This is a genomic window from Paraburkholderia panacisoli, from assembly GCF_008369935.1.
GTDB lineage: Bacteria > Pseudomonadota > Gammaproteobacteria > Burkholderiales > Burkholderiaceae > Paraburkholderia > Paraburkholderia panacisoli.
The window spans coordinates 308,359-320,522 of record NZ_VTUZ01000007.1 but is presented as its reverse complement, the minus strand read 5'-3'; the positions used below and the strand labels follow the sequence as shown (position 1 = coordinate 320,522).

The window sequence follows — 12,164 nt, the reverse complement described above, 5'->3', positions numbered from 1 at the left end:
TCCGCACCATCGGCTCATGACCGAATTCATCCTCAGCCAGAGCGGCCCGTCCACCGACCGTCTTTCGGACAGCCAGCCGCTCTACCGGCAGTTGGCCGACCAATACCGCCGCGCGATCGGCAACGGCGTGCTGCGTCCCGGCGACCGCATGCCGTCGATGCGTGCGTTCATGCAACGCCATCACGTGAGCCTCGCGACGGCGACCGAGAGCTATCGCGTGCTCGAACGCGCCGCGCTGATCGACGCCCGGCCGCGTGCCGGCTATTTCGTGCGCGTGCCGCCGGCAGCCGCATTGCCGGCCGCGTCCGAACCCGATCTCGCGATGCTGGGTGCCGCGCAGTTCGTCGGCATTCATTCGGCGATTTCCACGATCGTGTCGAAATTCCAGCGCTATCCTGACGCGCTGAATCTCGGCGGCGCGACCGCGTCGCCCGACCTGTACCCGACCGACGCGTTGCAGAAAGCCGCGTTGCGCGCGCTGCGCCGGCAGCCGACGTTGCTGACCGCCGCCGGCCACGCTCAGGGCGACCCGGCGTTGCGCGCGATCATCGCGAGACGCGCGCTCGACGCGGGCATCCAGATCAGCGCGGACGACATCATCATGACGCACGGCGGCATTGAAGCCGTCAACCTCGCGTTGCGCGCGGTGACGCAGCCGGGCGATACCGTTGCGGTCGAGTCGCCGTGCTTTTTCGGCTTGCTGCAGGCGCTCGAAAGTCTCGGCCTGCGCGCGCTCGAAATCCCGACCAGTCCGAGCACCGGCATCGCGATCGAAGCGCTGGCGTTCGCGCTGCAAACGCATCCCGACATCAAGGCGGTGGTGGTCGTGCCGAACCTGCAAAACCCGTTGGGCAGCGTGATGCCCGACGCGCACAAGGCGAGCCTTGTCGAACTCTGCGCGCGCGCCGGCATCGCGCTGATCGAGGACGATCCGTACCGCGAACTCGCCGACGCCGCGCAGCCGCCCAGATCGCTGAAAGCGTGGGACACCGACGGCACGGTGATCCACTGCACGTCGTTCAACAAGACGCTGGCGCCCGGCATGCGGGTCGGCTGGATCAACGGCGGACGCTGGCATCCACGCATCGGCATGCTGAAGTTCGCGCAGTCGCGGCATAACGAACAGCTGTCGCAAGTGGTGCTCGCCGGCTTTCTGGAAACCAGCGCCTACGAGCGGCATCTGCGGCGTTTGCGCGATGGCTTGCGACTACAGCGCGAACGGATGGCGGCGGCGGTGGCCGCGTCGTTTCCCGAAGGCACGCGCTTCACGCCGCCGCGCGGCGGGATGTTTTTCTGGATCGAGTTGCCGCGCGACGTCTCGTCGGCGGCGCTTTTCGACGCCGCATTGGATGACGGTATTCGCATCATGCCGGGGACGGTGTTTTCGAACGCGGGGCGTTTCGATCACTTCATCCGCTTGAGTTGCCCGAGCACGGATCTCAATCGGGCCGACGAAGCGGTGCGCAGATTGGGGCGCCTGGCGCAAAGGCTGGCCGCCCATGCGCCGAGGCGATAGCGGGTATCATTTCCTGCTGTGCGCGCCTTCGGCTCGCCGTGCGTCCCGATGCAACGGGATGCGACGAGTCGTGATACGAAGCCGCGCAGCGAGGCTGATTTCACGATTCATCATAGTGTGATGTTAAGGCTCGACGAAGACGCCAGTCCCATCGGCCACATTTCGCTGTGCCGACAACGAACCCTGAATACGCAATGACCGATTCATCCTCATCCCCCCAAGCAGCCGCGCCATCGTTGCCTGAGAGCCCGTTCGTCGATCGTCTCGGCGTGCAGTTGCGCTCGGCCGCCGACGGCGTCAGCGAAGTCGTGCTGACGTTGCAGCCCGATCACATGAACACGTGGGACGTCGCGCACGGTGGCGTCACGATGACGCTCGCCGATGTCGCGCTCGCGATGGCCGCGCGCAGTCTGGCCGGCGACGGCGTCGGCGTCGTCACCGTCGAAATGAAGGTCAACTTCATGCAGCCGGGCCGCGGCGAGCTGCGCGCGACCGGCCGCGTCCTGCACCGCTCGACCACCATGGCCTATTGCGAAGGCGAGATCCGCGACAGCGAAGGCCATTTCGTCGCCAAGGCGCTCGGCACCTTCAAATACATGCGACGGCTTGCGGTCGGCCGCGACGTGACGCAGCAGCGCTTGCGCAGCGACCCGTCGGCGAAACCCGGCCCGAGCGACGGCTGATCGACCGCCGCGCGACCATCGCGCGCCCACGGCAAAGCGCGTGAGCCCGAGCGAGCCACGCGCGCCTGTCACGACCACCACGCTCGCCGTTCAATACATTAACCGACCCGATCGCTAGCTCATCGCTAACACATCGGTAACTCAAGGAGACGACCGTCATGCCCCAGATCAACCGTCAACTCGTGCTCGCTTCGCGTCCGCAAGGCGCGGTCACGCCCGACAATTTCCGGCTCGTCGAAACGCCGCTCGCGCCCCTGGCCGATGGCGAATTGCGCGTGCGCAATCACTTCCTGTCGCTCGATCCGTATATGCGCGGACGCATGAACGACAGCAAGTCGTACGCGGCGCCGCAGCCGCTGAACGAAGTGATGATCGGCGGCACGGTCGGCGAAGTGGTCGAGTCGAAGAATCCGAAGTTCGCGGTCGACGACAAGGTCGTGGCGATGTTCGGCTGGCAGGAATACGGCACGTCGAACGGAGTCGGCGTGCAGAAAGTCGACGACACGCATGTGCCGCTCTCGGCCTATCTCGGCCCGGTCGGCATGCCCGGCGTCACCGCATGGTATGGGCTGAACCGGATCATCGCGCCGAAAGCGGGCGAGACCGTGGTGGTCAGCGCGGCGAGCGGCGCGGTGGGCAGCGTGGTCGGTCAACTGGCGAAGCTGGCCGGCGCGCGCGCGGTCGGCATCGCGGGCGGCGCGGACAAGTGCCGCTACGTGGTCGAGACGCTCGGCTTCGACGCGTGCGTCGATTACAAGGCGGGCAATCTGTATCAGGAACTCAAGGCCGTGACGCCGGACGGCGTGGACGGCTATTTCGAGAACGTCGGCGGCGAAGTGCTCGACGTGACGCTCGCGCGCATGAACGCATTCGGCCGCATTGCGTTGTGCGGATTCATCGCGGGCTATGACGGTCAGCCGATGCCGCTCAAGCATCCGGCGCTGATGCTCACGCAGCGGTTGCTCGTGCAAGGCTTCATCGTCAGCGAGCATATGGATGTGTGGCCGGAAGCGCTCAAGCAACTCGGCACGCTGGTCGCGCAGAAAAAACTGCAGTATCGCGAGACCATCGCGCAAGGGCTCGATGCGGCGCCCGAGGCGTTCATGGGACTGCTCAAAGGCAAGAACTTCGGCAAGCAGCTCGTCAAGCTGATCTGAGCGGCGACGCACTCGAGAGGCACATGCGCGCGCAAGCCGCTACTCAATCCGCTACTCAATCCGGGAGTCACACGATGTTCGAATTCGCAGGCAAGGTAGCGGTGATCACCGGGGCGGCCAGCGGCTTGGGCCATGCGTTCGCGCAGAAGGGCGCGTCGCTCGGCATGAAGCTGGTGCTCGCCGATGTGAATCCCGTCGCGCTCACGCAAACCGTCGACGCGTTGCGCGAGCGCGGCGCCGACGCGATCGGCGTGCCGACCGACGTGTCGGACGCGGCCCAGGTCGAAGCGCTCGCGCAAGCGGCGCTCGCCGCGTTCGGCAAGGTGCATCTGCTGTTCAACAACGCAGGCGTGGGCGCGGGCGGCTTCGTGTGGGAAAGCCCGGCGAACGACTGGTCGTGGGTGTTCGGCGTCAACGTGATGGGCGTCGCGCACGGCGTGCGGGTCTTCACGCCGATCATGCTGGCGCAGAACGAGCCCGCGCATATCGTCAACACGGCGTCGGTCGCGGGCTTGCTGTCGCCGCCCGCGATGGGCGTCTACAACGCGTCGAAACACGCGGTGGTGTCGTTGACCGAGACGCTTTATCACGACCTGCAACTCGCGCAAGCGCCAGTAGCGGGGACGGTGGCAGGAGCGCAAGCGGCCGGGCGGCAGGTCGGCTGTTCGCTGTTGTGCCCGGCCTTCGTGCCGACCGGCATCGCCGACGCGGAACGCGCGCGTCCGTCGGAGCTGCGCAACGCGGGCGCGCCGACCCGCTCGCAGATCGCCGCGGACAGGCAGTTGCATCGTGCGGTGCAGTCGGGCAAGCTGAGCGCCGCCGATGTCGCCGACATCACGTTCGAAGCGATCGCCGCGCGACGCTTCTACATTGTCACGCATCCTGGCATCATGGCGACGGTGAAGCTGCGTCACGAGGACATCGAGCAATTGCGCGAACCCACCGATCCGATGTCGCTCAAGCCCGAAGTGAAGAACGCGGGTTAGGCGCTCGAACGCATCGCCGGCACGTTGCGGGCCGGCTCTTTTCAACCACCGGCGCGCAGGCGCCACCCGATGCGCCATGCCGTTGAATCCGAAGATCGAGCAGGTGCTCGACATGATCGCGCGGGCGAAGCGTCCGCAATACCATCAGATGAGCGCTCAACAGGCGCGCGCGTTGTACGAAAAAAGCGCGCCCATCCTGGAGATCGCGAGCGCGCCGATGTTCACGCGGGAAGATCTGTCGATCCCAACGCGCGACGGCGCGGCGATTCGCGCGCGTCTTTATCAGGCGGTCGAGCCGAGTTGGGTCGAGCCCGCACCGGCGCTCGTGTACTACCACGGCGGCGGCTTCACGGTAGGCAGCGTCGATACGCACGACGCGCTGTGCCGGATGTTCGCGCGCGACGGCCAATGCACGGTGTTGTCGGTCGATTACCGGCTCGCGCCGGAGCACAAATTCCCCACCGCGGTCGACGACGCGTTCGACGCGTTGACCTGGCTGCGCGAGCACGCCGCGGAATATGGCGTCGACGCGGACCGGCTCGCGGTCGGCGGCGATAGCGCGGGCGGCACGCTGGCGACGGTCTGCACCGTGCTCGCACGCGACGCGGGCATCCGGCTTGCGTTGCAATTGCTGATCTATCCGGGCACGACCGGCCATCAGCAAACCGATTCGCACTCGCGCCTCGCGGACGGTTTCCTGCTGTCGGGCGACACCATCCAATGGTTCTTCGAGCAATACGTGCGCGACGAAAACGATCGCCACGACTGGCGTTTCGCGCCGCTCGACGGTCAGCGCGGCGCGCCCGATTTTCGCGGCGTCGCGCCGGCCTGGATCGCAACCGCCGAATACGATCCGTTGAGCGATGAGGGCGACGCGTATGCGGAGAAACTGTGCACGCTGGGCAATCAGGTAACGCTCAGGCGCTATCCGGGCATGATCCACGAATTCTTCAAGATGGGCGGCTACGTGCCCGAGGTCGCGCATGCGCATGCGGATGCCGCGGCGGCTCTGCGCCTGGCGTTTGGGCTGGAGTAGCGGCGGTTTTCGTTTCAGCGTGCCGGGTTCGGAGCGTTGGTTTCAGCGCGTCGGAACGAGTCCAGACTACCGGACCTCACAACGCTCCTCACGCACGCACGCTTCACGCAATCTCACGTTCGATGTTGAACGCGAAGCTGCGCTCGAAGTCGCCCGGCCGCACGATTCGATGCGAGCCGTTGTCGTCGCTGCGCTCGGCCACGGCCACGCTGATCACTTCGCCATGCGCGCTCACGCGCAACGCGGTCGTGCCGCGCGTGCCGTAGTCCGGCGACTCTATGAACGCCGCCGACAACACCCGTTCACGTTCGAGCGGAATGCCGGTGGCCGGCAATTCGTCATCGCGGGCGACACGCGGGTCGCGCATCAGATCGATCAGTCGCTCGAGCGGCGGCATCGCGTCGCGCGTGAGCAGCGTACCCAGTTCCGTGCGCTTGTTCACGAGCTTCGTCCACGCGGTATCGAGCACCGCGTTCGAGATGCCGTGCGTGCCGGGCGAGAGCAGAGCAGGCGCGCGATCCGCACGGTTGCAATACCAGGCGAGTTCGCGGCGCGTCCAGTCGCCCACCAGCAGATTGAAACCGTTGTAGATGTCGCCGGTTCGCGCGACGTGTTGCAGATACGCGAGCGGGCTTTCGTGCGGGCTGTCGTCCGGATCACGTGCGGAACTGCTCAGCCAGTCGCTGACGAGGGTGCCGCGGGTCGGCGCATCGGCGCGCATTTCGTGCGGCGCGCGGTAATTGGTCAGCGCGGCGAAGCGGCCGTCGCGCGACAGACCGAGCCACGTGCCGCCGCCCACCAGGTCGCGGCCCGCCAGCACGCCTGGCGCGTCGTGCCACCAGCTGATCGGCTCGGCCGTGCGGCGAAAGAATTCGTCACGATTCGCGGCGAGCGTGAAAAGCGCGCCATCGAGCGCGTCGGGCCGCCAGTCAAAAACGATCAGGCACATCGGGGAGCGTCTCCCGGTGAGAGCGTCGGCGTTGCAGGGGTCAGCAAAAAGCGGCGCCTGCTTGCGCCGCTTTGCGTGATGGAAGGTGTCAAACCTCGGTCGGCAAGCCGTAGGGCAGCGCGAGGAAGCGCAGCGCCGGGCCATCGGGTGCGCCCAGATGCACCGAGCCGCCTTCGAGCGACGCCAGCTTGATCTCGACCAGCAGATCGACCCCATCGCCTTGCGCCGACGCCGCGTTCACGATCATCCCGCACGGCTGCCCCGGATCGTCCGAGTGGAACAGTTCCGTGCCGGGCCGCACGTTTGCCAGTTCGCCTGGCACGTTGGCGAGCGACGTGCGCCGCTTGATCGTGCCGCGATACTGGCTGCGCGCGACCACTTCCTGGCCGGGATAGCAGCCCTTGCGGAAATTCACCGCGCCGAGCACGTCGAAGTTGACCATCTGCGGCACGAACTGTTCGACCACCGGCTGCGTGATGCGCGGCTCGCCCGCGCGGATGTCGAGCCAGTCCCACACTGCCGGCGACACGCGCTTGAGTTTGTCGTCGAGCGAGGGCAGCAGCGCCTCGACCTGCGCCTTCGGGCCGATCCACAGATAGCGCAGCCGTTGCAGCGCATCCGGCACGCGGATCAGCGAGCCCGCCGTGCCGTCCACCTGCACGTGCACGCCGTCGGGCAGCGCGTCGAACACGCCGGACAGCGCGCGACGCACGTCGCCGGCAAGACCGACCACGGCGAGTTCGCCGCTGGCGTCGACCAGCTTCGCCTTGGCGCGCAGGATGAACATGGAGAGCCGCTTCTGCGCCGCCGCCTGCACGTCTTTCGACACCAGCAGGCGAATCGTGTCGCCGCTGCGCCACGTCAGGAACGACGCCAGCAGACGGCCCTTCGCCGAGCAGTAGCCGGCAAGACGCGCGTGGGCGGCGTCCAGATGCTGGGTGTCGTTGGTCAGTTGGCCGTGCAGGAAGCTCGCCGCCTCGTCGCCGGTCGCATCGATCACGCCGAATTGCGTGAGCGGCATGTAGGCGCCGTGCTCGAGCACGGCATCGAATTCATCGGCCGACGGACGCGGCAGCACGGCCAGCGAAGGTGTGCCGGACTGTGTACCTGAGGGGGTGCCTGAAGCGGTAGCGAGCGGTGTGTTCATGGATTCGGAGAACAGTCAATTCTGACTTTGGCTGAGGCAAACAAGCATTATATGCAGTCCAACCCTGCTACGTTCCGCATAGCCCTACTTGCATGAGGTCTCTGCCAAGGCCCAAGGCTTGTGCAGCAAGGGCTAGCAGGTAGTCCGCAGCCGGTTGTCCCCGGCTTGCGGGCATGTTGGCGTGTTCTGTCGAATGGTCAGGTGCAAGATGAGCGTACCGGAGAACGTGTTCATACTTCGCCCAGCACACCAACTCTTCAACCGATTCGGCGGCGTCCCTGCCCGAACGTGCCAGTTCGCCCAGGTGCCGGCGCACGTCGTGGAACCGGACGTTCTCGATCCCATGCATAAAGATGGACATTGGACCGTCGGTTCCAGCCGCTGCAGCGGACGCTCGTAGATCGGCCCTACTCGTGCCGTATCGGCCAGGAGGGTCCCTCGGATTTCAACGAGCACGCCCTGCCGCATTTTCCGGTGCTCTTACTTAAGCACTACTGGCGCACGCGTCTGCCATGAATGGTGCTTTATCAAGCAGTCGTTGGAACGCGTGCGAGGGCGCATGGACAAGTCAGGTTTCCTCGCCGATCATAGTCTGATTGGTATGCCACAGATCCAGCGATGACCGACGATCTTACGACATGGCTGGTACACCTCGGCCTCGGTGAGCACGCTGCGAAGTTCGCCTCCGAAGGGATCGACTGGGACGTGCTCAGCGATCTTTCCGATGACGAGTTGAAGGAACTCGGCCTGACGCTTGGCGACCGCAAGCGGCTCGCCAAAGGTCTTGCGGAGCGCACGGGAATTCATCGGCGACTGCTTCAACATGCGAAGGAACGAAGTCAGCCGCCTGCGTCAGCCACGTCCACAGCCGTCGACGCCGAGAGACGGCAGCTCACGGTGATGTTCGTCGATCTGATCGATTCAACAGGGCTTGCCGAGCGATTCGATCCCGAGGACATGCGAGGCCTGCTGGGCTTTTACCATCAAGCCTGCGCCAGCGCGATAGAAGCTCATGAAGGTCACATCGCGCTTTACCTCGGTGACGGACTGCTCGTCTATTTCGGGTACCCGAATGCACACGAAGACGATGCCGTGCGCGCGGTACTTGCCGCGCTCGCCGTCGTCACTGCGATGCGCGAGGCCAACGATCGCATCGAAGTCGAGCACGGTGTTCGCCTGCAGGTACGAATCGGCATCGAGACGGGGCTGGTCGTCGTTGGGGCAATCGGTGCCGGGTCCACGCTGGACCGCCAGGCGATCGTCGGCGAGGCGCCAATCGTTGCGGCAAGGCTGCAATCGCTCGCACCGCCCGATGCGATCGTCGTGGGCCCGGCGACGCAACGCCTGATCGAAGGATCATTCCTGCTCGAAGACCTCGGTCGGCAGGAACTGAAAGGCGTCTCCGGTCCGGTTAAGGTCCAGCGCGTGCTCGCGCAAGCGGATGCGGTTAACCGCTTCGAAGTCAAGGCAGCCCGCGGCATGACGCCGCTCATCGGACGGGCTGTGGAACTCGAGATGATCCGGCAGCGCTGGAAGCAGAGCGTCGATGGCGAAATGCGCGGCGTGCTGCTGACCGGCGAGCCGGGAATCGGAAAATCCCGTGTGCTCCGGGCATTCGGCGATAGCATCAGGGGAGACACCCATGCGGTCGTTTCGCTCCACTGTTCCCCGTACTATCGCAACAGCCCTTTCTGGCCGGTATTGCGCTGGTTACGCCGCGACTTTGGTCTCGGACCCGACGCGCCCAGCGCTCTGGATCTCGAACCGCTGGAGGCGGCAGTCGCACGACTCGGGGGCGATGTCGACGAAATGGTTCTCGTGCTCAGAACCTTGCTCGGCATTCCGGCGACCGGGCGCCATCCGGCGATCGATTCCTCATCGCCTTCATTCAAGCGGCGCACGCTCGACATGCTTGTCACGATCGTCGAAAGATCGGCGCGCGTGCAGCCGTTGCTCGTCGTCGTAGAGGACGCGCACTGGATCGATCCGTCCTCACAGGAGTTCGTCCGGCTCCTGCTCGAGCGACTGGTGTCCGCGCCGCTGCTCGTGCTGCTCACCGCGCGGCCCGAGTTCGAACCAGGATGGGCCTACCCACATCTCGTGCAAGTCAATCTCGACCGCCTGTCGCGCAACGATTGCATCGCGATGATCGAACGGCTGACCGATGGAAAGAGGCTTCCGGGTCTCGTACTCGATCAGATCCTCTCCAAGACCGACGGTGTGCCGCTTTTTGTCGAGGAGCTAACCAAGACGGTTCTGCAGGGCGATCTGTTGCAGGATGCAGGCGTCAGCTACGAATTAAAGGGAACGCCACAGACCATTGCGATTCCGGATACGCTGCAAGGCTCGCTGTTGTCGCGGCTCGACCGGCTGGAGCCCATCGTCAAGGAAACTGCCCAGATCGCGGCCACTGTGGGACGGGAGTTCGGCAGGAAGCTGCTCAGCCTGCTTGCGTCGAAGCCTGAGAACGAATTGCAGGAAACGCTTGACCACCTGGTCGCGGCGGAAATCATCGTTCCGGCCTCCGGCACGCCTGCTGGGCGAGGCACGTATCTGTTCCGGCATGCATTGATCCAGGAGATTGCGTACCAATCGCTCTTGCTTGCGCGCCGCCGCCAATACCATGCGCAGATCGCCATCGCGCTGGAGCAGCATTATCCCGAAGTCGCCGAACGGCAACCCGAACTGATCGCCCAGAACTTCGCTGCGGCCGATCTGCCGGCGCGCGCAATCGGTTACTGGCAGCGTGCGGGAGAGCGGGCGCATTCGGGCGCGGCCTACGAAGAAGCTATCGCGCACGCGCAGCGCGGGATCGAACTGATCGACCGATGCGCTTACAGCGATCACGATCGAGCCACCCATCTGCTGTCCTTGCTACTGACGAGAGGCGGCGCGGAACTCAGGCTGGCGCGGCGCGAGGCGATTGCGACGTTCGGGCAGGCTGCCCAGATTGCCCGCGAACACAAGCTCACAACTTTTCTTGTCCAGGCGGCGTTGGGATTCGATACCGCCGAGACGTTCCTCGAAGGCTCCGGCGACGCGTCGCTTTTATTGCTCGAAGAAGCGCTCGCGCTGGTCGGCACGCAGGAGTCGGTCGAACGTTGTCGCCTGTTGAGCCGCCTCGTCCGCACCGTTCACATGACGGGTGCGCGCAAACCGACGGGCGAACTCGTTCTCGAGGCTGTCGCCCTCGCCAGACGCCTGAACGACCTGCCGAGCCTGTTCGACGCATTGGTTTGCGAGATGATGCATGTCGGAGCCCGGCCGTTGCCTGCGGAGAAGTTTGCGGAGCGCGCAAGCGTGTTGCAGGAGTTGAGCCGGATTGCCGAGGATCTCGGCGATGCGCACACCGTAGGTCATGCGTGCGCCCGATGTCTCGCTGGCTACCTCGAGATTGGCCAGGTGGAACGCTTCGAGAGTGCGCTGGAAAGGTATCGGCAAATCGCCGCCAGCGGGCAGCACTTCGTCGACAAGTGGTGTGTGACGGGTGCGCAGGCGATGCGGGCGATACTTGTCGGAGACTTCGCCGCGGCCGAGCACAAGGCGCGAGAGTCGCTCCAGATGGCGCAGACGGTCGACGCGACACTCGCAACGGGCGTCTACGGCATGCAGATGTTCACGATACGCCGCGAGCAAGGGCGGCTCGCCGAGGTGGCGCCGCTCTTCAAGCGGTTCGTCGACGAACATTCCGGAAGCTCTGCGTGGCGGCCCGGGCTCATGCTGATCTGCAGCGATCTCGGCTTCGAAGCGCAAGCCCGCGACAATCTCGATCGGCTGGTGGAATCGGAATTCGGCATTCCCGTCGACAGCAAGCGGCTCATTACGTTGGCGTATCTGGCGGAAGTTGCCGCGCGGCTCCAGGACGTCGCGCACGCCGAACAGATCTATGCGCTTCTTCTGCCGTTTCGGGACCAGGTTGTCACCGTTCCTGTTTTTACGCTGTGCTGCGGGTCAGCGGCGCGTTATCTTGGCATGCTGGCCCGTGCACTGGGCGATTGGTCCGCTGCCGAGGAGCATTTCGAATACGGGCTGCGCATCGACGAGCGCTTGCGCGCGTGGCCCTGGCTTGCGCATGACAGGCACGAATACGCACTCATGCTGGCAGCGCGCAACGGAGTCGACGATAGAGAACGGGCACAGCATCTGCTCGCCGAGGCCGATGCTGCAGCGAAAGAACTCAAGATGTTTGCGCTCGTCGAGCGCATTGCCGGCGCTCAAGCCAGCGCGGCGCTCAGACTCTAACGCGCCCGATCGCAGGATTCGAAGCGCAGCGAAGCACCTACCAATGAGGAGAAGCTCATGCCACGTTTTATGATTGAACGAAACTTCGCGGAACAGCTCGAGGTCACCAACGAAAGTGCGGACGCTGTCAGGCGGATCAACGACGAAGAGGGCGTCGAGTGGCTTTTTTCGTTCCTCAGTGCGGACAAGAAGAAGACATATTGCCTATATGAGGCGCCCAACGCCGAAGCCATCCGCGCCGCCGCGCGCCGGGCGAACCTGCCGGCTGATGTGATCATCGAGGTGAGCGACTTGCGGCCGGAAATGTTCAATTAAGGGCGCCGTGACAATTTACCTAAGGCCGGCCGGGTTGAACGTTGAGGTGTTGGAGACCGAAAGGCGAAAAGGCCTCGGCCATGTCCGCCGTTGAAAAGGCGCAGATGCCCGTTATGCATTGAACGCCGCCGAT

Annotated in this window: 9 protein-coding genes; 7 read left to right on the top strand and 2 right to left on the bottom strand. The window is 64.9% G+C overall.

Going from position 1 to position 12,164, the window contains the following annotated elements; genetic code table 11:
- Window positions 1-16: 16 nt before the first annotated feature.
- From FVF58_RS13660 to FVF58_RS13640, 5 genes are all read left to right on the top strand, one after another.
- Window positions 17-1,516 (top strand): aminotransferase-like domain-containing protein, encoded by a 1,500-nt coding sequence (locus tag FVF58_RS13660; protein WP_149670422.1) that lies wholly within the window; start codon window positions 17-19, stop codon window positions 1,514-1,516.
- Window positions 1,517-1,710: 194 nt separating this feature from the next.
- Window positions 1,711-2,199 carry a PaaI family thioesterase gene (locus FVF58_RS13655; protein WP_149670421.1) on the top strand — a complete coding sequence of 163 codons (489 nt, stop codon included), beginning with the start codon at window positions 1,711-1,713 and terminating at the stop codon, window positions 2,197-2,199.
- Window positions 2,200-2,357: 158 nt separating this feature from the next.
- Window positions 2,358-3,356, top strand: a complete 999-nt coding sequence (locus tag FVF58_RS13650) for an NADP-dependent oxidoreductase (RefSeq protein ID WP_149670420.1) — start codon at window positions 2,358-2,360, stop codon at window positions 3,354-3,356.
- Window positions 3,357-3,430: 74 nt separating this feature from the next.
- Window positions 3,431-4,342 carry an SDR family oxidoreductase gene (locus FVF58_RS13645; RefSeq protein ID WP_149670419.1) on the top strand — a complete coding sequence of 304 codons (912 nt, stop codon included), beginning with the start codon at window positions 3,431-3,433 and terminating at the stop codon, window positions 4,340-4,342.
- Between the two features lie 76 nt (window positions 4,343-4,418).
- Window positions 4,419-5,378 (top strand): alpha/beta hydrolase, encoded by a 960-nt coding sequence (locus tag FVF58_RS13640; RefSeq protein ID WP_149670418.1) that lies wholly within the window; start codon window positions 4,419-4,421, stop codon window positions 5,376-5,378.
- A gap of 103 nt (window positions 5,379-5,481) precedes the next feature.
- Here FVF58_RS13640 and FVF58_RS13635 read toward each other — a convergent pair whose 3' ends face one another.
- On the bottom strand, window positions 5,482-6,327 hold the full coding sequence (locus tag FVF58_RS13635; protein WP_149670417.1) for an NRDE family protein: 846 nt from the start codon (window positions 6,325-6,327) through the stop codon (window positions 5,482-5,484).
- 88 nt (window positions 6,328-6,415) lie between these two features.
- The gene (ygfZ, locus tag FVF58_RS13630) at window positions 6,416-7,474 is read right to left on the bottom strand and encodes a CAF17-like 4Fe-4S cluster assembly/insertion protein YgfZ (RefSeq protein WP_149670416.1); all 1,059 of its coding nucleotides are present in this window, start codon (window positions 7,472-7,474) and stop codon (window positions 6,416-6,418) included.
- Window positions 7,475-8,092: 618 nt separating this feature from the next.
- On the opposite strand from ygfZ, the gene FVF58_RS13625 reads away from it, so the two are divergent.
- Both FVF58_RS13625 and FVF58_RS13620 read left to right on the top strand, forming a co-directional pair.
- Window positions 8,093-11,716 carry an AAA family ATPase gene (locus FVF58_RS13625; RefSeq protein WP_149670415.1) on the top strand — a complete coding sequence of 1,208 codons (3,624 nt, stop codon included), beginning with the start codon at window positions 8,093-8,095 and terminating at the stop codon, window positions 11,714-11,716.
- 57 nt (window positions 11,717-11,773) lie between these two features.
- Window positions 11,774-12,031 carry a nickel-binding protein gene (locus tag FVF58_RS13620; RefSeq protein ID WP_149670414.1) on the top strand — a complete coding sequence of 86 codons (258 nt, stop codon included), beginning with the start codon at window positions 11,774-11,776 and terminating at the stop codon, window positions 12,029-12,031.
- Window positions 12,032-12,164: the final 133 nt, after the last annotated feature.